Below are 20,869 nucleotides of genomic sequence, written 5' to 3' on the forward strand. Positions count from 1 at the left end.
TGAATTTTTGTTGAGGGGCAATGGTCTATCCTTCGCCTCAGCCGCGTATTATTTGGACATAGAGTCAATTGCCAGCTTTCTGTCTTATACTCTTGCTGTAGAGGACGAGAACATGGCGTTTTTTTGCATTAAGGAGCTTTCTGATGATTAAGCGTTTTGTAGCCGTGGCACTGACCGGCCTAACGCTGGCAGGTTGTGTCAGCAATGACACCCTTTCCGGTGATGTGTATAGCGCCAATGAAGCCAAACAAGTACAAAGTGTCTCATACGGTACTCTGGTGTCGGTTCGCCCGGTTAAAATCCAGGGTGGCGATGAAAATAACGTGATTGGCGCAATTGGTGGTGCGGTACTGGGTGGTTTCCTCGGTAACACCATTGGTGGCGGTACCGGTCGTAGTCTGGCTACGGCAGGTGGTGCAGTACTCGGCGGCGTAGCAGGCCAGGGCGTGCAGGGTGCGGTCAACAAGTCTGACGGTGTTGAGCTGGAAATCCGTAAAGACGATGGCAACACCATCATGGTGGTGCAGAAGCAGGCCGCAACCCGTTACTCAGTGGGTCAGCGCGTCGTCATGGCGTCGAATGGCAGCCAGGTGACCGTTTCACCACGCTAAGCGAACAGATAAAAAAAACCGACGCCAGCGCGTCGGTTTTTTTATTTCTCGCGGTTCTGGAACTCGAGAATGTTTTTTTCCAGTCGAGCAATCAGCGTGACCATTTGATTAATCTCTTCGAGGCTGATGCCCGAAAGGATGTCATCGCGGGTAGCATCAATCACATTTTCAACCTGCTCGATAATCGGCTCGGCCTGCTTTGTCAGCTTAATGCGTTTGGCACGACGGTCGTTAGCGCAGGTGGCACGCGTAATTAATCCCTTCTCTTCCAACTGATCCAGCGTACGCACTAATGAAGGTTGTTCAATACCAATGGCTTTTGCCAGCTGGATTTGCGACTGCTCTGGCGGAAGTTGATGAATATTGTGTAACGTCACCCAATGCGTTTGTGTCAACTCAAGCGGCTTCAAACGCTGGTCAATCAAGGCACGCCAGATGCGTACCAGCCGAGACAGGTCTGTACCGAGGGGCGTATCCATTTCATCTCCTTATAATTAGCTTGCTAGCTATCAAGCCAGATTTTACACTATTCTGCGAGTTTACAGGACAAATTACAAATCCCAGGCCAGACGGCACGCTCTCTTCTACGCTAGTTTGAGAGAGAACCTGGGACAATGAAGGATGAAGACACGTGTCCATTACCGCACTTTCCGCCACTGCTCCGCTAACCGACCTGGTATTCGGTGCCTCGCTGTTCTTTCCGCCGCTGTTTAAAGCTGTGCTGCTGGGATTCTTTTTCTGGTTACTGATTCACCCCTTGCTGCGCGGCTGGATGTATTCCGGCGACATCTGGCATCCCACCTTGATGGATCTTTCCCTGTTTGTTTTGTGCGTCACGGGCGCACTGTGGATACTGAGCCTCGGATAAATCACCATGAAATTCAACCCTTTTAAATATTTTTCAACGTTGGTGGTGTTTGCCCTGGCCCTGATTGCCGGCTGGTGGATGTGGAACTACTACATGCAATCACCGTGGACGCGTGATGGCAAAGTACGCGCGGAGCTGGTGGATATCACTCCTGAAGTCTCAGGACGCATCATTGATCTAAAGGTACAAGACAACCAGTTTGTACATAAAGGTGACACCTTACTGAAGATTGATCCCGTTCCCTGGCAAATCGCCCTCGATAATGCGGATGCCCAGTTGGCGAAGGCCCAATCCGATTTGGCTAAAGCTCAACATGAGGCCAATCGCCGTGCCAGCCTGCCACGTAATGTAATCTCAGCAGAAGATATGGACGCGGCGCGACTGACGGCGAACGCCGCCGCAGCCACCGCTAAAGCTGCGCAGGCGAGTCTGGATCAGGCGCGCTGGAATCTGCAACAAACCACCCTGACTGCGCCCACCGACGGTTGGATCAGCAACCTGACGCTGCGTCCCGGTAACTACGCCACTGCCGGAACGCCGCTGTTCGCACTGGTAGATAGTCACTCCTACTATGTGATGGGCTACTTCGAAGAGACCAAACTGCGTCACATTCAGCCCGGCGCAGACGCGCAAATCGTGCTCTACAGCAACGGTGCTCGCTTACAGGGCAAAGTCGAGAGCATCGGGCGCGCCATCTACGATCAGAGCGTTGCGACGGACAGCGGATTAGTACCGGACATTAAACCCAATGTGCCGTGGGTGCGTCTGGCACAGCGCGTGCCGGTGCGCATTCGATTAGCAGCCATACCGGATGATGTTCCGCTGGTGGCGGGTACCACCTGCACGATTTCCATCGCGCATTGAGGCCCTCATGAATTTGCAATGGCTGGCCTGGCAAAATCTGCCGTGGATTAAAGCAACCGGCGGCCAATGGCGTTATGCCTTGCGTAATGCGATTGCGATGTGCCTGGCACTGACGATCGCGTACGCGCTGCAACTGGATGAACCTTATTGGGCGATGACATCCGCTGCCGTGGTGAGTTTCCCGACCGTGGGCGGGGCGATCAGTAAAAGTCTGGGCCGAATTGTGGGCAGCCTGCTCGGTGCCACCGCCGCACTGCTGATTGCCGGGCATACGCTCAACGAGCCCTGGTTGTTTGCCTTTTTCATGGCCGGCTGGCTGGCGTTTTGTACCTGGATCGCCAACCACTATCAAAACAACGTCGCGTACGCCTTCTCACTGGCCGGGTACACGGCTGCAATTATCGCCTTCAGCAGCGTGAACATTACCGATGTCACCCAGTTGTGGGATATCACTCAGGCGCGCGTTTGCGAGGTGATTTCAGGGATTCTTTGTGCCGGGCTGATGATGATGGTGTTGCCCAGTACATCAGATGGCAACACCTTGATGACTTCACTGCGGCAAATGCACGCCCGTCTGCTCGATCATGCGATATTACTGTTGCAGCAAAGCAGTACTGACAACGTACGCACCGCACATGAGAATGTCATCAGCCAGATTCTCACCATGAACCTTTTGCGTATTCAGGCATTCTGGAGTCACTACCGCTATCGCCGTCAGAACAACGTGCTTAATTACGTTTTGCACCAGCAGTTACGGTTGACCAGTGTCCTCTCCAGTCTGCGCCGCATGCTGCTTAACTGGCCGGACGCGCCCCCGGAACTCTACACCGCCATTCAGCAGTTGTTACATGAACTGGCATTACCGCAGTGTGATAAATATCGCCTGGCGCGGATATTGCGCAGCGTGACACCAGAAGCCACCGGCGATTATCGTCAGCGCGCCTTTGTTCAGCGTCTGCGCTACTTCTGTTGGGTTTACCTCAACGTCAATCGCTGGATACGTTTGATTGAACGCGCTGATGCCGATACACGCTTTCAACCCCCGAAAGTGCCCTCACTGGCACGTGAAAGTGACAGCGCCGAGGCCGGCTGGAGTGCGTTGCGCACTTTCAGCGTCATCATGCTGGGCTGCGCATTCTGGATTGGCACGCAATGGGATGCAGGCGCGGCAGCGTTAACGCTGACGGCCATTGCCTGCGTGCTTTACTCTTCCGCACCCTCTCCCAGCGGCAGCGTATCACTGCTGCTGAAAACCCTGTTGTGGCTGTCGCTGTTCAGTTTTTTATTACAATACGGGTTGATGGTGCAGATCAGCGCTCTGTGGCAATTTCTGCTGGTGCTGTTTCCGCTGCTGATGACCTTGCAACTATTTAAGCTACAGCAGAAAAAACGCGCGGGAATGTGGGGGCAATTTATTGTTTTTATGGGTTCCTTTATTGCCGTCACCAATCCGCCAGACTGGGATTATCAAAGCTTCCTCAATGATAACCTGGCAAAAGTGTGTGGCGTACTGCTGGCATGGATGGCTTTTCAGATACTGCGTCCCAGCTCCGATGCACGCCGCAGCCGTCGACATATTCGCGCGTTACGTGATGCGTTTCTGGACCAGCTGCGACGACATCCCCGCAGGAGCGAAAGCCACTTTGAATCGCAGATTTATCATCACATCAGTCAGCTGAGCAATAGTCGTGATGAACAGGCGCGTGTCTGGCTGCTGCGCTGGGGCGTGGTACTGCTCAACTGTTCTCACATCGTTTGGCAATTACGCGAATGGCGACCCGCTTCAGGCACTCTGGCGCAAATGCGCGATAGTAGCTTGCAGGATTTACAACGGATTATGAGCCTGCGCGGCGTGCGCCACACCTCGTTGCAGGCCACGCTCGATGAGCTGGAGGGTATGATTGCGCAACTTGAGCAGCAGCCTGATAGCGAGGCCAATACACTGGCGGGCATTTTATGGCGTCTGCGCTGCTCATTGGCGCAACTGAGTCAGGCGGTGCCGGATTGATTACTGGCAATACTGCGTGGTCTGACGGTTGAAATCGTCCTGCAGCTGCTGCAAGGTTTTGTGCCCTTCAAAACGAGTTTTATCTTGCTCGGTCATCGGCTCAATCACCAGGTATCGCTCTTCATACGAATAGATAAAGCGACGATCGAGAAACGTACCGGTGAAGCTTTTGCCGCGGATTGAGCCACACACGGTGGTTAACGAACGATGAAAAAATTCGGTGTGCAGGAAATTGGTTTCAGTGGCACTGCGCAGCACATTCTGACAACCCTGCGCCTGTAAACGCTCAAGCGTGTGCGGGGTCAGCCATTCCCGACCGCGGGCGATATCTTCGCAACTTGCACGCAGTGGGTTGGTGTCAATGGTGCGCTGTAACTGGCGGCTGGTATCTAATCTCAACTGCGTTTCGTTGGGTTGATCACATCCCGCGAGTAATACACATAACAGCAAAATCCCACGCGTTTTCATTCCTGCCCCTGAGAGGTTCTATTCCTGAATCAACATCCTAGGACGGATATCGCGCGGAGTGAAGCGGGAAAGTGGGTCAGAATTTTTCCGGCATTGAAAAGAGGCAGACGGCAGATGGCCTGCCGTCCATAACGTTAAATCACACCGCAGGCAAATCGGGCACCGCCTCCGCCTAACGGTTGTGGATGGTCAGCATGATTATCGCCACCCACATGGACCATCAATGCCTTACCTTTGACTTCGCTCAGCGATTTAATTCGTGGCGCAACCACGGGATAATCGGCCTTGCCATCATCAGTGACATACAGGGCAGGCAGATCGCCCAAATGGCCATCGGCGTAAGGTCCAAGATGTTTACCGGTATTTTGTGGATCCAGATGCCCACCCGCTGCGCCGGCCGCAACGGTTTTGCCATCCGACTGCCCGGGCTCACAGCTGCCTTTGGCATGCACATGGAAACCGTGGATACCCGGTTTAAGGCCCGTCAGCGCGGGAGCAAACTGCAAACCATACGGCGTTTCACTGATAGTGACTTTACCAATGGCTGCCCCGATACCCTGTGCGGTGACCTCATGCAAGGTCACCTCTTCAGAGGCGGCCTGTGCCCCAGCAGCACAAACCAACGCCAGCGTGGCGATGAGGATTTTCTTCATAACGTCTCCTTACGGTTGAAATGCTTTGTAAGCCTGGACCGGAATGGACCAGGCTGCCGTAATTTGACGTAGTTTTACGCTTCAGGGCACATCAAAACCGATCGCCGCTTTGCGAATGCGGAACCACTGCTGACGGTCAAGCGCGAGTTGGCCAGCACCTGCCGCTTCGCTGACGCGCGTGGTTTTACCGGATCCAATGATGGGCAATGGCCGGCTTGGCAATTTCATCACCCACGCATACACCACCTGTTCGATGCTACTCGCGCCGATTTCCTGTTTTACCCGCTCAAGCTCATCACGCAGCGGCTGATATTGCGCATCGTTAAACAGGCGCCCGCCCCCTAAACATGACCAGGCCATTGGACGGATACGCACCTGCTGGCATTGATCGAGCGTGCCATCGAGCAACGTTGATTGCTCCAATGGCGAGATTTCCAGTTGGTTAGTGACCAGGCTGAACGGCAAACGTGATTGCAACAGCGTGAACTGGGAGGCGGTAAAGTTCGATACCCCAAAATGACGCACTTTGCCGCTCTGATGCAGTGCCATAAAGGCTTCGGCAATTTCATCTGCATCCATTAATGGATCCGGACGATGGATCAGCAGCAAATCGAGATAATCGGTGTTGACGTAACGCAGCGAATTTTCTGCGCTGTGCAAGATGTGGCTGGCCTCGGTGATGTAATGGCCGATTTTATGTTCAGGCTTAGCACGCGTCGCAATGCCGCACTTGGTGACAATCTGCAGTTTTTCACGCAGCCCGGGCGCCAGGCGCAGCGCATCACCAAAGGCGGCTTCACAACCATAGTTACCATAGATATCAGCGTGATCGACCGTGGTGATGCCCAACGACAGATGATGCTCGATAAAAGCGACCAACTGCTGCGGCGTCATGCCCCACTCCAGCAGACGCCAGTATCCGATGATCAACGGTGAGAATTGAGGTCCCTGCGGGGCGATAGTTTGCGGTTGTAACATCGGTTAACTCCCTTGAACACGAAAGCGAATCTGGGAGTATAACGGAAAGGCAAATCATCGTTTTCTTAAAACAGGGAGGGTTGTTCCGGATCATGATTTTCATCGACTTTTTGTTGTCGGTGCAGGCGCAACCAACGCTGGCGACAAAGCCGTAGCACATCGCGTTTTTGCGCATCGGTAAACTTCATCCAGTTAAAACGCTCCTCACGGCTTCGCAGGCAGCCACGACAGTAGCCCCGTGCGTCACTCTGGCATATGCCGCGACACGGGCTGGGAACAGGGAAGAACTCTAATTGCTCGGCCACATCCACTCCGGTTTAACAACAAGCTTCATATTGATAACAGCATAGTGACATTGTGCAAAGCGTATACGCAGTTCGCCCACATTTCATCCAGCTATTGCCACGGAAACGGATATTTACCATTGAAGCCAGCGCAGAAACCTTTGGTTGGGTACTGTTTAATAAGCGTTAAGGTTTTCCTCATGTTGAATTCATACGATTGTCACATTCCATCCAGCCATTGAGTTTTCATGAAATTCCCTAACAAGTTACAGTGCCACACCAGCAGTTTTAATCTGATTGCCGCCCTGTTTTTTACCTTCGTGCTCAACGCCCTGTTTCTGCTACGCGCATGGGAAATTATCCCTTACGATCGCCTGCACGATTATCTGTTTGCGGCCAGCATTCCGGTGGTTTTGGCCTCGGCTTTCTATCTGATTTTCTCACTGCTGGCATGGCCCTATGTGCGCAAGCCGCTGCTGATTCTTTTGGTGCTGGTCAGCGCCGCCGCCAACTACTTTATGCACAGTTTCGGCACGGTGATCGACACCAACATGATTGAAAACGTGTTTGAATCAGATGCTCAGGAGGCCGGTGCGCTGATCAGCAGCAGCTACGTGGTGTGGATGATTTTGATGGGATTGGTGCCCGTCGCCGCCATCTGCATGGTGCGGATTAAAACCGGACAACGCTGGTGGTGGAGCCTGCTGCAACGTTTGGCCGGGGCGTTGGGCGCCATTCTGCTGATTCTGCTGATGGCGGTGCTGTTCTACAAAGATTACGCCTCGCTCATTCGTAACAATAAAGGGCTGGTGAAGATGATCACCCCAGCCAATATCGTCAGCGGTACCGGCCATTACGTCGATCAGCGTTATCTGCAAGGCAGCCAGGCGCTGGTCAAAATTGGCCAGGATGCCAAAAAAGGCCCGCTGATCGCGGCTGAACCGAAGAAAACGCTGGTGGTATTGGTGGTAGGCGAAACCGGACGTGCTGAGAACTTTTCTCTTGGCGGCTATGCACGTGAAACCAACCCTGAGCTGAAAAAGCAGCAGGTTATCTACTATCCCGATGCCAGTTCGTGTGGCACGGAAACGGCCATCTCCGTACCCTGCATGTTCTCTAATATGCCGCGTGAACATTATGATGCCAATCTGGCCCATCACCAGGAAGGCGTACTCGATATTCTGGCACATGCCGGGGTGAGCGTGCTGTGGCGTGAAAACGATGGCGGTTGTAAAGGTGCCTGCGATCGCGTGCCGCACACGGATATGACGAAGTGGAATTTGTCGCAATATTGTCACGATGGTTTCTGTCTGGATGATGTTCTGCTGCATCGTTTTGATCACTACGTGGACAGCCTACACAATGACGGGATTATCGTTTTGCATCAAATGGGCAGCCATGGCCCGGCCTATAATCAGCGCTATCCGGCAGAATTTCGTCGCTTCACGCCTACCTGCGACAGCAACCAGATTCAGGATTGCGATCATCAGGCGCTGGTAAACACCTATGACAACTCTTTGCTGTATACCGACGATATGGTGAGCCGCACCATTGATAAACTCAAAGCATTAAGCGATCGCTTTAACGTCGCATTGGTGTATCTCTCGGATCACGGTGAATCATTGGGTGAACATGGTATGTATCTTCACGGTGCGCCCTATCTGTTTGCCCCTTCACAGCAGACGCACATCCCACTGCTGATGTGGATGTCACCCGGCTATGCGTCGGCGTTCCACATTAATGAGTCCTGTTTACGCCAGCAGGCTGCGAGTGAGAAAGTGTCGCAAGACAATCTTTTCCATACGGTTTTGGGCATGTTCAACATCCAGACACAAGAGTACCAACCGCAACTGGACATGATCAGATCGTGCCAAAATGCCGGATAAGGTTTGCATTAGACCGACTGGTCTAATACTGTGTGGCCCATGAACAAGACTGTGCAACGCAACGAAACCCGTGAACATCTGCTCGCTACTGGCGAGCGGGTTTGTCTGCAACGCGGTTTTACCGGAATGGGGCTCAGCGAAATGCTGGCGCTGGCGGAAGTGCCGAAAGGCTCGTTTTATCACTACTTCCGCTCCAAAGAAGCTTTTGGCGTCGCGTTGCTGGAGCGCTATTTCGTTCACTATCTGCAACAGATTGAACAGCAGTTAAGTCAGCCGGGGTTATCGGCACGGGAACGTTTGCTGGCGCACTTCCGCTATGGCGCAACGCTGTTTATCGAGCAGGGTCATATAGTAGGCTGCCTCGGCGTCAAGTTATCCGCGGAAGTGTGTGATTTGTCAGAGCCGATGCGCGATGCGTTACAACACGGTGCCAGCGCAACTATCGCAATTTACGCCCGTTGTCTGAGTGATGTCGCTGCTGAACAGGCGCTACCTTACGGACAAACGCCCGAGCAACTGGCCCAGCGCTGTTATTTATTATGGCTGGGTGCCAGTTTACAAAGCAAAATTTCACGAGAGCCAGGGCCGATAAGCCTGGCACTTGAAACCATTGAACAGTGGCTGAATGGCCACTGATTTTTAAAAACCGCAGTTTCTAGACGACCGGTCTACTTACAGGAGTCATCATGGCGAGTAAACAGCTGTTCTCCCCACTTAAAGTGGGCGCGATTACCGTACCTAACCGTGTCTTCATGGCACCGCTGACGCGTCTGCGCAGCATCGAGCCTGGCGACATTCCTACTCCGCTGATGGCGGAATATTATCAGCAGCGCGCCAGCGCCGGTCTGATCATTACTGAAGCTACGCAGATCTCTTTCCAGGCGAAAGGTTATGCTGGCGCACCGGGTTTGCATACTCAGCAGCAAATCGCCGCGTGGAAAGTGATCAACGAAAGCATTCACGCCGCGAAGGGGCACAGCGCGGTGCAACTGTGGCACACCGGCCGCATTTCGCACAACAGCGTTCAGCCTGAAGGCAAAGCGCCCGTAGCGCCTTCAGCTATTGCTGCCGGTACTCGTACTTCACTGCGCGCTGAAGATGGCACCGTTTACCGTGAAGACACCTCACTGCCACGTGAACTGAGCGTGGCAGAAATTCAGCAGATCGTTAAAGATTTCGGCCAGGCGGCAGCGAACGCGCGTGAAGCCGATTTCGACCTGCTGGAACTGCATTCTGCCCACGGCTACCTGATGCACCAGTTCCTGGCGCCGGGTTCTAACCAGCGTACCGATGAATACGGCGGCTCGATCGAGAAGCGTGGTCGTTTTGCGCTGGAAGTGGTGGATGCGGCGATTGCGAACTGGTCTGCCGATCGTATCGGCATCCGTATTTCGCCAATTGGTGCCTTCCAGAATCTGGAAAATGGTGCAGACGAAGAAGCAGCAGCGCTGTGGTACATCTCCGAACTGGGGCAGCGTGGCCTGGCGTATCTGCACCTTTCCGAACCAGACTGGGCCGGTGGCCAGCCTTACAGCGATGCTTTCCGTGCCAAAGTTCGTGCGCTGTTCCCGGGCGTGATCATCGGTGCGGGTGCATACACCGTTGAAAAAGCCGACGATCTGATTGCGCGCGGCTTGATCGATGCTGTGGCCTTTGGTCGCGACTTTATTGCTAACCCGGATCTGGTTGAGCGTCTGCAGCAAGACGCACCGCTGAATCCACAGCGCCCGGAAAGCTTCTACGGCGGCGGCGCTGAGGGCTATACGGATTACCCAACCCTGTAAGAACCTGGCTGCCGCACCGGATGTGCGGCAGTGCTGTTTCTTCAGGGCATTAACTGGCTATACTTGCTAGTCTTTGTCATTCCCTGATGACTTTTCAAAAGAGGATGTTATGCGTTTACTTCACACCATGTTACGCGTTGGCGATCTGCAACGTTCTATCGATTTTTATACTCGTGTACTGGGCATGCGCGTCCTGCGTCAAAGCGAAAACACCGAATACAAATACACCCTGGCTTTCGTTGGTTACACCGAAGAGAGTGAAGGCGCGGTGATCGAACTGACCTACAACTGGGGCGTTGATAAATATGACCTCGGCAATGCTTATGGCCATATTGCGCTGGGCGTCGATAACGTTGCAGAGACCTGTGAACGTATCCGCAGTGTCGGTGGCAACGTAACGCGTGAAGCCGGTCCGGTTAAAGGCGGCACCACCATCATTGCTTTTGTTGAAGATCCCGATGGTTACAAAATCGAGCTGATCGAAAACAAACACGCTGGTCACGGCCTCGGTCATTGATGCCGTTAGTCAGTCTGCTAATTTGCAGGCTGACTTCCCTCTCCTGCTGCACCCTCCCGTAATTTTTGCCATAATGCGCGCTGCCCCATTTCTTGCTATGAGATCCTGATGTCTGAATCGAACGCCTTAAACGCTCTTCATCAACGCTTCCGTGGTTTTTATCCTGTGGTTATTGACGTCGAAACTGCCGGCTTTAACGCGCAAACCGATGCGCTGCTGGAAATTGCAGCGACCACGCTTAAGATGGATGAGGACGGTTGGTTACACCGTGATGAAACCCTGCACTTTCACGTTGAGCCGTTCGAAGGCGCGATCCTCAATCCTGCGGCGCTGGCGTTTACGGGCATCGATCCCTCCAACCCTTTACGTGGTGCGGTAAGCGAGTACGAGGCGCTGCATGCCATTTTCAAGATGGTACGTAAAGGCACCAAAGATCATGGCTGCAATCGCGCGATTATCGTGGCGCACAATGCCACCTTCGATTTGAATTTTGTGATGGCAGCGGCCGAACGCGCCAGCCTGAAGCGAAATCCCTTCCACCCTTTTGCGACCTTTGATACTGCAGCACTGAGCGGTTTAGTATTGGGACAAACCGTGCTGGCGAAAGCCTGTAAAGCCGCAGGAATGGAGTTTGACAGCACACAGGCGCACTCGGCGCTCTACGACACTGAACAAACAGCCACGCTGTTCTGTGAGCTGGTCAATCGCTGGAAACGTTTGGGAGGTTGGCCGCTGGCTTTCAGTGAAGAACAGACGGAGGACGACGGCTCTGCCTGATGGGCTGATTGAACGATAGATCTTCAAAGAAAAGGCCGACATTTGTCGGCCTTCGCAATTATTCCGCTTCTTTATATTTCTCAGCGGTTTCTTTTACCAGCGGCTGCAATTCGCCACGCTGGAACATCTCAACGATGATGTCGCAACCGCCCACCAGCTCACCATCGACCCACAGCTGCGGGAAGGTTGGCCAGTTAGCGAATTTCGGCATTTCAGCGCGGATATCCGGGTTCTGCAGGATATCAACATACGCGAAGCGCTCACCACAGGCAGAAAGCGCCTGCACAGCCTGTGCAGAGAAACCGCAGCTTGGCAGTTTCGGGGAACCTTTCATGTATAACAGAATCGGGTTTTCTGCGATCTGGCGCTGAATTTTTTCAACAGTACTCATTATTGCCTTCCTTAATCCTTCACTTCGTGTTTGTTTATTGTAGCGACTTCAGCCCCACACTGAAAACGGGATTTTGCGTTACCGACCGGCTGATCGCCATGTTTGTTAAGTGCAAACAGGATAGATAACATTTTCCTATCATTAATAAGCATGAACAAATTAATAATTAGCAATAATTTCGCTGCGTTAAACAGCTGAAATCGCTCAATTTAGCGACATTATCTGCCTGGTAACAGATTAATGGAAAAAGGCCTTACCTTTTGGAAAAAAAGTGGATTAGAATTGCTTCGGCGCTGATCGTTGATCAGATTTCTCTTACTCTGCCGCAGCCTGCTTTTTGCCAGACTGCTTAACCTGTAACCGGACTATGCGTTTACTGATTACGCTTTTCATACTGGCCTTTGCCCAACTGTTCTTTAACGTGGCTTCTGCTTCCCAGCATGCCCCGATTAATGCCAGTTTGCATAACGCCGAGAAAAAAAGTGCGCGCGAAGATGAGCGCCGCAAGCGACGCCCGGTTAAAACAACGGCTAAAAAGTCTCGCCTGACTACCGTGCAGAAGCTCAAGCTGAAAAAGCAGAGTAAAACCGAAACCGCCTTAAACAAATCCAGCCGCAAAAAATCCCTGCTGAAGTTGCCATTGAAAAAGTATGGCCATCAACGTCTCGCGAAAAAGTCCCCTGATATGGACGATGACGTTCAGGGACTCACCGGTATCAAGATGAGTAAATCCCACCGCCTGCGCTACCAAAAGGCACGCGAAACCGCGATGACGAAGTTGATGGGACAACTGGGCAAGCCTTACCAGTGGGGGGGCACCTCACCTCATACCGGTTTCGATTGCAGTGGTTTGGTGTGGTACGCGTATAAGGATTTGGTGAAATACAAATTCCCGCGCACGGCGAATGAGATGTATCACCTGCACGATGCCGCACCTATTAAGCGTGAGATGCTGGAGAAAGGGGATTTGGTATTCTTCCGCATCAATAATCGCGGGACTGCCGACCATGTGGGCGTTTACCTCGGCAACGGTAAATTCATCCAGTCTCCACGCACCGGTAAAGACATTCAAATTAGTGCATTAGGCGAAGACTACTGGCAGAAACACTATGTGGGTGCGCGCCGTATGATGACACCAAAAACTATTCGCTAATTGTTGCGCAACAACATCCTGTGGCTCTCGCCACAAAAAAAGCCGGACGCTTAATCAGTGCCGGCTTTTTTTATTGATGCGTTTTGAATCAATGAAGAATGGCAGTGAAGCTAAACGCAATAATCATCAAAAGTGCGCCAACCGTGGTCATTAGCGCCAGCTTTAAATCTGTACTCATCACTACTCCTTAGTCACACATTTATTAGGGTTAAAACAATTTTCGCACAGCGGTGGGCAAAAATCTCGTCTTATCCGCGTTGGCTTGCTAGAATCGCCGCCTTTCGTTGCGCAACTGATTTTGCGCATGCTGTATTTACAGCCTGCTGAAGTGATTTTCCCTGCCTGAAACGGCAGATTTGCCCCCTTTTTAGGGCGTAAAACCCTTCGCAGACGCAAACGTTTAACAATATACTTATCAGTAAGTTGCGATAAGCCGGGGAGTACCTTTTTCATGGCAACAATTAAAGATGTAGCGAAACGCGCCGGTGTATCTACTACCACCGTTTCGCATGTCATCAACAAAACGCGTTTTGTCGCAGAGGAAACGCGTAACGCCGTATGGGAAGCGATCAAAGAGCTGCACTATTCGCCGAGCGCCGTTGCGCGCAGTTTGAAGGTGAATCACACCAAAACGCTGGGACTGTTGGCCACCTCCAGTGAAGCGCCCTATTTTGCCGAAATTATTGAAGCCGTTGAGAACCACTGTTTCGAACGCGGCTATACCTTGATTCTGGGCAACGCACATAACGATTTGCAAAAGCAGCGCGCTTATCTGTCGATGATGGCGCAAAAGCGTGTGGATGGTCTGTTAGTCATGTGCTCCGAGTATCCTGACGATTTACTGCAGATGCTGGAAGAGAACCGCAATATCCCGATGGTGGTCATGGACTGGGGCGCCTCACGCGGCGACTTCACCGATACCGTGCAGGATAACGCCTTCCACGGCGGTTATCTGGCGGGTCGTTACCTGATTGAGCGCGGTCACCGTGATATTGGTGCCATTCCGGGCCAAATGGAGCGCAACACCGGCGGGGGGCGCCATGCGGGCTTCCTGCAGGCGATGAGCGAAGCCGGTGTGACTGTGCGGCCGGAATGGGTGGTTCAGGGCGACTTCGAGCCAGAATCAGGTTATCAGGCGATGCAGCAGATCCTTAATCAGAAACAGCGTCCGACCGCCGTGTTCTGTGGTGGCGATATCATGGCGATGGGCGCGATTTGTGCCGCCGATGAGATGGGGCTGCGCGTGCCGCAGGATATCTCAGTTATTGGCTATGATAACGTGCGCAACGCGCGCTATTTCACCCCGGCGCTGACCACGGTCCACCAGCCGAAGGCTCAGTTGGGCGAGAAAGCACTGGAAATGTTACTGGATCGTATCACCAGCAAACGCGAAGAGCCGCAAACCATAGAAGTGCAGCCAACATTGATTGAGCGCCGCTCTGTGGCGGACGGTCCATTCCGCGATTACCGCCGTTAATGCTGATTTTCGCTGAGCCATTCGTGGTTCAGCGTTTCAGCATCGCCGAGATAGGCGAGTAACCACTCCAGCGCGGGTGACGCACGCTGTTCTGACCAGCTGACGCAGCAGGGGCTTTCCGGAAACGGCTGCGGCAGTGATAACTCCACCAGCGCGCCATTGTCGAGTAAAGGTCGCGCGAGGTGGCCTGGCACCATGCCCACGCACAATCCCGCCTGCAAACAGTCCATTCCCGTTTCCCACTCTGGCACCACCAAACGCCGCTGATTATCCAATGTCCAGGTCATGCGTCGTGGTAATGCGCGAGAGGTATCTTCCAATACCAGCGATGGCCAGGCACGCAGCGCTTCTTCATTGAGTTCAGCATGCGCGGCCAGAGGATGGTCGGGACTGACCACACAACGCCAGTTAAGGGCACCCATGTCCTGAAACGCAAAACGTCCGCCTACAGGGATCGCCTGAGTGGCGCCAATCGCCACATCGACCCGCCCGTCCGCTAAGGCATCCCATACACCGTTAAATACCTCGTAGCTGATAATCAATTCCATATCAGGGAAATGACGGTAAAAGTCCTTTACCAGTTGCCGGGTACGCTGTGGTTTTACAATGCAATCCACGGCAATACTGAGTTGTCCGCGCCAGCCATTCGCCAGTTGCTGGCACTGCCTGCGGGTTGCCAGCATTTTTTTGATAACAGATCGCCCTTCCCGCACAAAATGCTCGCCTGCAGGGGTTAAAACCACCTCACGGTGCTGACGCTCAAACAACGGCACGGCCAACCAGGTTTCCAGCTGACGCACCGTGTAGCTGACGGCAGAGGGCACGCGATGCAACTCCTGGGCCGCAGCACTAAAACTGCCATTGCGCGCGACAGCGTCCACCACTTCCAGCGCATATTCAGACCACATATTTTTGCCTTCAAAAATTTTAACAGCACTGCGCAAATATTAGCGTTTCACAAAGAATGACGCACTCTTTTACACTCCCCGGCGTTCAGTCTGCCAATGAGAATCACTATGTTGTCGTCAAAAGGATTTATTCCCTACCTTGCTGTGCTCAGTATGCTCGGCTTCCTCGCTACGGATATGTATCTGCCCGCCTTTGGGGACATGCAACGCGACTTCGCCACCGCACCGGGCACCATCAGCGCCAGCCTCAGTCTGTTTCTCGGTGGATTTGCCTGCGCGCAGGTATTCTGGGGACCGCTGTCAGATCGTTTTGGACGTAAACCGATTTTACTGGCAGGTTTGACGATTTTTGCCCTGGGTTGCCTGGGGATGTTATGGGTGACGGACGTCAACATGATGCTGGCACTGCGCTTTGTGCAGGCAGTTGGTGTGTGCGCCGCTGCCGTCAGTTGGCAGGCACTGGTGGTCGATCGCTATCCTAAAGCCCAGGCTAACAAAGTGTTCGCCACCATTATGCCGCTGGTTGCCCTTTCCCCCGCGCTGGCCCCTTTACTGGGAGCGTGGCTGATGGGCCATTTCCACTGGCGCAGCATCTTTATCGCGCTGACGATCATCACCGTGCTGCTGATCATCGGAACCTTGCCACTTGCCGCGCCTAAAAAAACCAAAGCCGATCATACCCCGCAACCCGGCTGGCTGAATCTGCTCACCACGCGTGTTTACAGCGGCAACGTGCTGATTTACTCGGCGTGTTCTGCCAGTTTCTTTGCCTGGTTAACCGGTTCGCCCTTCATCCTGGCGTCAGCGGGTTTAACCCCCGCCGATATTGGTCTGAGCTATATTCCGCAGACCATTGCGTTTCTGATTGGTGGCTTTGGTTGCCGTGCGATGCTGAGCCGTTATCAAGGGTCACAACTGCTGCCATGGCTGTTGGTGCTCTACAGCCTGAGCATTTTGAGTCTGTTTGTCGTCGCGATGATGCCCGCGCCCTCTTTGATTGCACTGCTGCTGCCCTTCTGCGGCATGGCACTGGCTAATGGCGCCATCTATCCGATTGTGGTGGCCACTGCATTAGCGCCCTTCCCACATGCCACAGGTAAGGCGGCAGGCCTCCAAAACCTGCTGCAACTGGGCTTATGCTTTATTGCCAGCCTGCTGGTCTCGGCCGGATTACAACAAGCGCTTTACAACACCACACTGGTGATGGTCGCCACGGTAGTTCTGGCATGGGCCGGTTTCATCTGGCAACGAAGCCTAAACGCACAAAGTGATATTGCTCACACCTCCCGTCCCTGCGAAGATAATCACTGATGCAACGAATATCGTTAGCAAACTAACGATAACCCGTTGAATATTGACCCACGTGAGCATATACTCAGTGGGTCAGCATTTCTGCAACAAATCAATAACATAATTGCATTAATTTTAAGCGACTCTGTCGCTGGGATGGCGTCTGCACGATCTTCCTCTCCTGATTGATGACAGACATTTCTATTCAGATTCATACCTCTGTAAAACGTCGGATATCTGGCGCACGGATTTTCCGTGAGTTCTCTCACAGGCCTTAGGAAATTGACTATTATTTCCACAGGTTCAAATCGGAAGGGTGATGGAGAAGCTATGAGTTCATCGTGTATAGAAGAAGTGAGCCTTGAAGAAAACCACTGGTTTCGCATCGTCAACGAATTACTGGAACGCGCTGATGTTGCAGTCAATGGCACACGCCCCTGGGATATTCAGGTCAAGCATCCGGATTTTTTCAAACGTGTTTTGCAGGAAGGATCGCTAGGTCTGGGCGAAAGTTATATGGATGGCTGGTGGGAATGCGAACAATTAGATGTCTTTTTCCATCGCGTTCTGCAACACCATCTGGATAAACAACTCCCGCGTCATTTTAAAGATACCTTGCGTATTGCGGCCGCGCGTTTAACCAATTTACAGTCGAAAAAACGTGCCTGGATTGTCGGGAAAGAGCATTACGACCTCGGTAACGATCTTTTTTCACTGATGCTCGATCCCTTTATGCAGTATTCCTGCGGTTACTGGAAAGACGCAGAGACACTGGAACAGGCTCAGTCTGCCAAGCTGGATATGATCTGCCGTAAATTGCAGCTTGAACCTGGCATGACGCTGCTGGATATCGGTTGCGGCTGGGGCGGATTGGCGGAATTTGCCGCACGCAACTACGGCGTTAAAGTGCATGGTGTGACCATTTCCGCAGAACAGCAGAAGTTGGCACAGCAACGCTGCGAAGGGTTGGACGTCACCATCTTGCTGCAGGATTACCGCGATTTGAATTTGCAGTTTGATCGCATCGTGTCTGTCGGGATGTTTGAACACGTGGGGCCGAAAAACTATGCCACTTATTTTGATGTTGCCGATCGCAATCTCAAACCAGACGGCATATTTTTACTGCATACCATTGGTGCCATCACCACCGACATGAATGTTGATCCCTGGATTGATAAATATATCTTCCCCAATGGATGTTTACCCTCTGTGCGCCAGATTGCGGATGCCAGCGAAAAACATTTTATTATGGAAGACTGGCATAATTTTGGTGCGGATTATGACACCACATTAATGGCATGGCATGAACGGTTCCTGGCGTCCTGGCCGCAGCTTGAAGAAAAATACGGCGATCGCTTCAAACGGATGTTCAGTTATTACCTCAATGCTTGCGCCGGCGCTTTCCGCGCGCGTGACATCCAATTGTGGCAGGTGGTCTTTAGTCGCGGTAAAGAAGGGGGTTTACGCGTTGCGCGTTAATCAATGACAGCAAGAGAAAAGGCGCCGCGGCGCCTTTTTTATTGGATTACTCTGCGTCTGCGGCTTGCGCCAGCGCAATGGCCGCAGCTTCGCGCTGAGCCAGCACGCGTTCCACCGTCTCGACAATCGCCTGAGTATGGGGATCGATCTCAATATTCACCTTATGTCCCAGTTTTTTCGCACCCAGCGTGGTGCGCTCCAGGGTTTCTGGAATCAGATGCACGCAGAATTTACTCTTGGTGACGTCACCCACGGTCAGGCTGATGCCATCGATACCGACGAAACCTTTATGCAGGATATATTTGATCTGAGAAGCATCCTGCAATTTAAACCACACTTCACGGTTATTTTCTGACTGAATGATTTTGCAGATTTCTGCGGTGGTCATAATATGGCCAGACATTAAATGTCCGCCAATTTCATCACTGAACTTCGCCGCGCGCTCAATATTCACTACATCGCCAACCGCTAATTCTCCCAGGTTGGTAATGCGCAGGGTTTCTTTGATCAGGTCGAAGCTCACGCGATCGCCCTCAATCGCCGTCACCGTCAGGCAGCAACCGTTGTGCGCCACCGATGCCCCCAACGCTAATCCCGGTAAGAGCTCTTCCGGCAGACGAACGATATGGGTACGAAACAACTCTTTTTCTTCCACGGCGATAATTTCGGCCGTGCCCTGCACAATTCCAGTAAACATACTTTCAGCCTCTGCGAAGTTTGCGCCAGTTTATCACAGCTTGGGTTGCGCGGTTTAATTTGCCGGAGTTCAAACTTTACACAATTAACTTAACAAAATGCGATCAAAGTTTGGTGGAACGCAGCGCTACCGCTACACTATGCCGCGCATTCTTTGGGGATATCCCCCTCTTCTCTTCTTAATTCAAGCAGGTGTTACGTGCAGAAGTATTTAACAGAAGCGCGTCAATTGCTGGCCCTCGCGATCCCGGTCATCCTTGCTCAGGTGGCTCAGACGGCGATGGGTTTTGTGGATACCATTATGGCCGGTGCGGTGAGCGCCACGGATATGGCCGCCGTTGCTGTCGGCACCTCTATCTGGCTTCCCGCCATTCTGTTTGGTCATGGTCTTCTGCTGGCGTTGACGCCCACCGTTGCACAATTCAACGGTTCAGGACGGCGCGAACGCATCGCGGAACAAGTGCGTCAGGGTTACTGGCTGGCGCTGGCAGTCGCCTTGCTGATTATGCTGGTGCTGTGGAATGCAGGGTATCTGATTCATGCCATGCACGATATCGATCCGCAACTGGCCGCGAAAGCCGAAGGCTACCTGCATGCATTATTGTGGGGTGCACCCGGTTACCTGTTCTTCCAGGTGGCACGTAATCAGTGCGACGGATTATCAAAAACCAAGCCAGCCATGCTGCTGGGCTTTTTAGGCTTGCTGGTTAACATTCCGCTGAACTACGTGTTCATTTATGGTCATTTCGGTATGCCCGCTCTCGGGGGCGTAGGCTGTGGTGTCGCCACCGCCTCGGTTTACTGGGTGATGTTTATCGTGATGCGTTTCTGGGTTAAACGCATGGCGAGCATGCGCGATATTCGCATGAACAGCCGCTGGTCTCCGCCCTCACGTGTCATTTTGTCACGGCTGTTTAACCTCGGGTTACCGGTTGCGCTGGCTCTGTTCTTTGAAGTCACTTTGTTTGCGGTGGTCGCGCTGCTGGTCTCTCCGCTGGGGATCGTTAAAGTTGCCGGTCATCAGATTGCGCTGAACTTCAGTTCGCTGATGTTCGTTCTGCCTCTGTCGCTCGGTGTCGCGACCACTATCCGCGTGGGATATCGGCTTGGGCAGGGCTCAACTGAACAGGCGCGCGTGGCGGCATGGACGGGACAAGGTGTCGGTATCAGCATGGCCGCTATCACAGCGATCTTCACCGTCACCTTCCGTGAACATATCGCCGCACTTTACACCGCCAATCCAGAAGTGATTACGCTGGCCGCCCAGCTTATGCTGCTCGCTGCTATCTATCAGTTCTCCGATTCCATTCAGGTCATAGGTAGCGGGATTCTGCGCGGCTACAAAGATACGCGCTCAATCTTCTTTATCACCCTGATTGCCTATTGGGTGCTGGGTTTGCCGGTGGGTTATATTCTGGCGCTCACCGACTGGGTGGTACCGCAACTCGGTCCAGCAGGATTCTGGTGCGGATTTATTGTCGGCCTGACGTCTGCTGCCGTGATGATGATTTGGCGTATTCTTCGGTTGCAACGTTTGCCGGCGCAGATAATTTTGGCGCGCGCGGCCCGCTAAGTGGCTGAACAGGCCGTTATTTGCTCCCGCAATGCCTAAAAAAACAGCGGGTCGCACAGATGCTGGTCAGTCGTCATGGAAAATCATTTTTTCCCTTGCCAGCATCGCGGCCTGCCGTTAATATTCGTCCCCGCTGTCGCCCTGACAGCATGTTGCGCTCTTAGCTCAGTTGGTTAGAGCACCACCTTGACATGGTGGGGGTCG

23 protein-coding genes are annotated in these 20,869 nt (G+C 52.9%); 14 read left to right on the forward strand and 9 right to left on the reverse strand.

Annotated elements, in window-relative coordinates:
* Nucleotides 1–143 precede the first annotated feature (143 nt).
* Nucleotides 144–611: an outer membrane lipoprotein SlyB gene (gene slyB / locus IAE30_RS26895; RefSeq protein WP_034821586.1), complete on the forward strand. Its 468-nt coding sequence runs from the start codon at nucleotides 144–146 to the stop codon at nucleotides 609–611.
* Between the two features lie 41 nt (nucleotides 612–652).
* Here slyB and slyA read toward each other — a convergent pair whose 3' ends face one another.
* The gene (slyA, locus tag IAE30_RS26900) at nucleotides 653–1,090 is read right to left on the reverse strand and encodes a transcriptional regulator SlyA (RefSeq protein WP_034821588.1); all 438 of its coding nucleotides are present in this window, start codon (nucleotides 1,088–1,090) and stop codon (nucleotides 653–655) included.
* Nucleotides 1,091–1,242: 152 nt separating this feature from the next.
* On the opposite strand from slyA, the gene IAE30_RS26905 reads away from it, so the two are divergent.
* The 3 genes from IAE30_RS26905 to IAE30_RS26915 are packed head-to-tail and all read left to right on the forward strand — an operon-like array spanning nucleotide 1,243 to nucleotide 4,351.
* A complete protein-coding gene (locus IAE30_RS26905; protein ID WP_038647264.1) occupies nucleotides 1,243–1,479 on the forward strand; it encodes a DUF1656 domain-containing protein in 237 nt (78 codons plus the stop codon).
* Nucleotides 1,480–1,485: 6 nt separating this feature from the next.
* Nucleotides 1,486–2,343: an HlyD family secretion protein gene (locus IAE30_RS26910; RefSeq protein WP_038647266.1), complete on the forward strand. Its 858-nt coding sequence runs from the start codon at nucleotides 1,486–1,488 to the stop codon at nucleotides 2,341–2,343.
* 7 nt (nucleotides 2,344–2,350) lie between these two features.
* Nucleotides 2,351–4,351: an FUSC family protein gene (locus IAE30_RS26915; protein ID WP_200681311.1), complete on the forward strand. Its 2,001-nt coding sequence runs from the start codon at nucleotides 2,351–2,353 to the stop codon at nucleotides 4,349–4,351.
* Here the strand turns inward: IAE30_RS26915 and IAE30_RS26920 are convergent, their stop codons facing one another.
* The 4 genes from IAE30_RS26920 to IAE30_RS26935 all read right to left on the reverse strand — a co-directional run bounded on the left by IAE30_RS26920 (nucleotide 4,352) and on the right by IAE30_RS26935 (nucleotide 6,755).
* On the reverse strand, nucleotides 4,352–4,819 hold the full coding sequence (locus IAE30_RS26920; protein WP_038647270.1) for a hypothetical protein: 468 nt from the start codon (nucleotides 4,817–4,819) through the stop codon (nucleotides 4,352–4,354).
* A 134-nt stretch (nucleotides 4,820–4,953) separates the two neighbouring features.
* Entirely contained in the window at nucleotides 4,954–5,472 is a 519-nt protein-coding gene (gene sodC, locus IAE30_RS26925; RefSeq protein ID WP_034821608.1) for a superoxide dismutase family protein, read from the reverse strand.
* 81 nt (nucleotides 5,473–5,553) lie between these two features.
* Complete coding sequence (locus tag IAE30_RS26930; RefSeq protein WP_200681312.1) at nucleotides 5,554–6,450, reverse strand: aldo/keto reductase family oxidoreductase; 897 nt, start codon at nucleotides 6,448–6,450, stop codon at nucleotides 5,554–5,556.
* Nucleotides 6,451–6,515: 65 nt separating this feature from the next.
* Nucleotides 6,516–6,755 carry a DUF1289 domain-containing protein gene (locus IAE30_RS26935; RefSeq protein WP_034821614.1) on the reverse strand — a complete coding sequence of 80 codons (240 nt, stop codon included), beginning with the start codon at nucleotides 6,753–6,755 and terminating at the stop codon, nucleotides 6,516–6,518.
* Nucleotides 6,756–6,982: 227 nt separating this feature from the next.
* Here IAE30_RS26935 and eptA point away from each other — a divergent pair, with 227 nt between their 5' ends.
* From eptA to rnt, 5 genes are all read left to right on the forward strand, one after another.
* Nucleotides 6,983–8,620, forward strand: coding sequence for a phosphoethanolamine transferase EptA (gene eptA / locus IAE30_RS26940; RefSeq protein WP_200681313.1), 1,638 nt, complete (start codon nucleotides 6,983–6,985; stop codon nucleotides 8,618–8,620).
* A 39-nt stretch (nucleotides 8,621–8,659) separates the two neighbouring features.
* Complete coding sequence (locus IAE30_RS26945; RefSeq protein WP_200681314.1) at nucleotides 8,660–9,256, forward strand: TetR/AcrR family transcriptional regulator; 597 nt, start codon at nucleotides 8,660–8,662, stop codon at nucleotides 9,254–9,256.
* A gap of 50 nt (nucleotides 9,257–9,306) precedes the next feature.
* Complete coding sequence (locus tag IAE30_RS26950; protein ID WP_038647280.1) at nucleotides 9,307–10,404, forward strand: alkene reductase; 1,098 nt, start codon at nucleotides 9,307–9,309, stop codon at nucleotides 10,402–10,404.
* Between the two features lie 109 nt (nucleotides 10,405–10,513).
* Nucleotides 10,514–10,921, forward strand: coding sequence for a lactoylglutathione lyase (gene gloA / locus IAE30_RS26955; protein WP_034821634.1), 408 nt, complete (start codon nucleotides 10,514–10,516; stop codon nucleotides 10,919–10,921).
* Between the two features lie 108 nt (nucleotides 10,922–11,029).
* Complete coding sequence (rnt, locus tag IAE30_RS26960) at nucleotides 11,030–11,698, forward strand: ribonuclease T (RefSeq protein ID WP_200537321.1); 669 nt, start codon at nucleotides 11,030–11,032, stop codon at nucleotides 11,696–11,698.
* Nucleotides 11,699–11,756: 58 nt separating this feature from the next.
* Here the strand turns inward: rnt and IAE30_RS26965 are convergent, their stop codons facing one another.
* Nucleotides 11,757–12,092: a Grx4 family monothiol glutaredoxin gene (locus IAE30_RS26965; protein ID WP_197079559.1), complete on the reverse strand. Its 336-nt coding sequence runs from the start codon at nucleotides 12,090–12,092 to the stop codon at nucleotides 11,757–11,759.
* Nucleotides 12,093–12,456: 364 nt separating this feature from the next.
* Between IAE30_RS26965 and IAE30_RS26970 the strand changes: the two genes are divergently transcribed.
* Nucleotides 12,457–13,242 carry a C40 family peptidase gene (locus IAE30_RS26970; RefSeq protein ID WP_200681315.1) on the forward strand — a complete coding sequence of 262 codons (786 nt, stop codon included), beginning with the start codon at nucleotides 12,457–12,459 and terminating at the stop codon, nucleotides 13,240–13,242.
* Between the two features lie 88 nt (nucleotides 13,243–13,330).
* On the opposite strand, the gene IAE30_RS26975 is transcribed toward IAE30_RS26970, so the two are convergent.
* Complete coding sequence (locus tag IAE30_RS26975; RefSeq protein ID WP_097119278.1) at nucleotides 13,331–13,420, reverse strand: YnhF family membrane protein; 90 nt, start codon at nucleotides 13,418–13,420, stop codon at nucleotides 13,331–13,333.
* Nucleotides 13,421–13,693: 273 nt separating this feature from the next.
* Here IAE30_RS26975 and purR point away from each other — a divergent pair, with 273 nt between their 5' ends.
* On the forward strand, nucleotides 13,694–14,719 hold the full coding sequence (purR, locus tag IAE30_RS26980) for an HTH-type transcriptional repressor PurR (RefSeq protein ID WP_038647288.1): 1,026 nt from the start codon (nucleotides 13,694–13,696) through the stop codon (nucleotides 14,717–14,719).
* On the opposite strand, the gene punR is transcribed toward purR, so the two are convergent.
* Complete coding sequence (punR, locus tag IAE30_RS26985) at nucleotides 14,716–15,627, reverse strand: DNA-binding transcriptional activator PunR (RefSeq protein WP_045813978.1); 912 nt, start codon at nucleotides 15,625–15,627, stop codon at nucleotides 14,716–14,718. The genes purR and punR overlap by 4 nt on opposite strands.
* 108 nt (nucleotides 15,628–15,735) lie before the next feature.
* On the opposite strand from punR, the gene punC reads away from it, so the two are divergent.
* On the forward strand, nucleotides 15,736–16,938 hold the full coding sequence (gene punC / locus IAE30_RS26990; RefSeq protein ID WP_200537320.1) for a purine nucleoside transporter PunC: 1,203 nt from the start codon (nucleotides 15,736–15,738) through the stop codon (nucleotides 16,936–16,938).
* A gap of 309 nt (nucleotides 16,939–17,247) precedes the next feature.
* On the forward strand, nucleotides 17,248–18,396 hold the full coding sequence (gene cfa / locus IAE30_RS26995; RefSeq protein WP_200537319.1) for a cyclopropane fatty acyl phospholipid synthase: 1,149 nt from the start codon (nucleotides 17,248–17,250) through the stop codon (nucleotides 18,394–18,396).
* Nucleotides 18,397–18,442: 46 nt separating this feature from the next.
* Here the strand turns inward: cfa and IAE30_RS27000 are convergent, their stop codons facing one another.
* On the reverse strand, nucleotides 18,443–19,093 hold the full coding sequence (locus tag IAE30_RS27000; RefSeq protein WP_034821656.1) for a riboflavin synthase: 651 nt from the start codon (nucleotides 19,091–19,093) through the stop codon (nucleotides 18,443–18,445).
* Nucleotides 19,094–19,291: 198 nt separating this feature from the next.
* On the opposite strand from IAE30_RS27000, the gene IAE30_RS27005 reads away from it, so the two are divergent.
* On the forward strand, nucleotides 19,292–20,665 hold the full coding sequence (locus IAE30_RS27005; protein ID WP_200537318.1) for an MATE family efflux transporter: 1,374 nt from the start codon (nucleotides 19,292–19,294) through the stop codon (nucleotides 20,663–20,665).
* Nucleotides 20,666–20,869 lie beyond the last annotated feature (204 nt).

Source organism: Pantoea sp. S61, from assembly GCF_016625145.1.
Lineage (GTDB): Bacteria > Pseudomonadota > Gammaproteobacteria > Enterobacterales > Enterobacteriaceae > Pantoea > Pantoea rwandensis_B.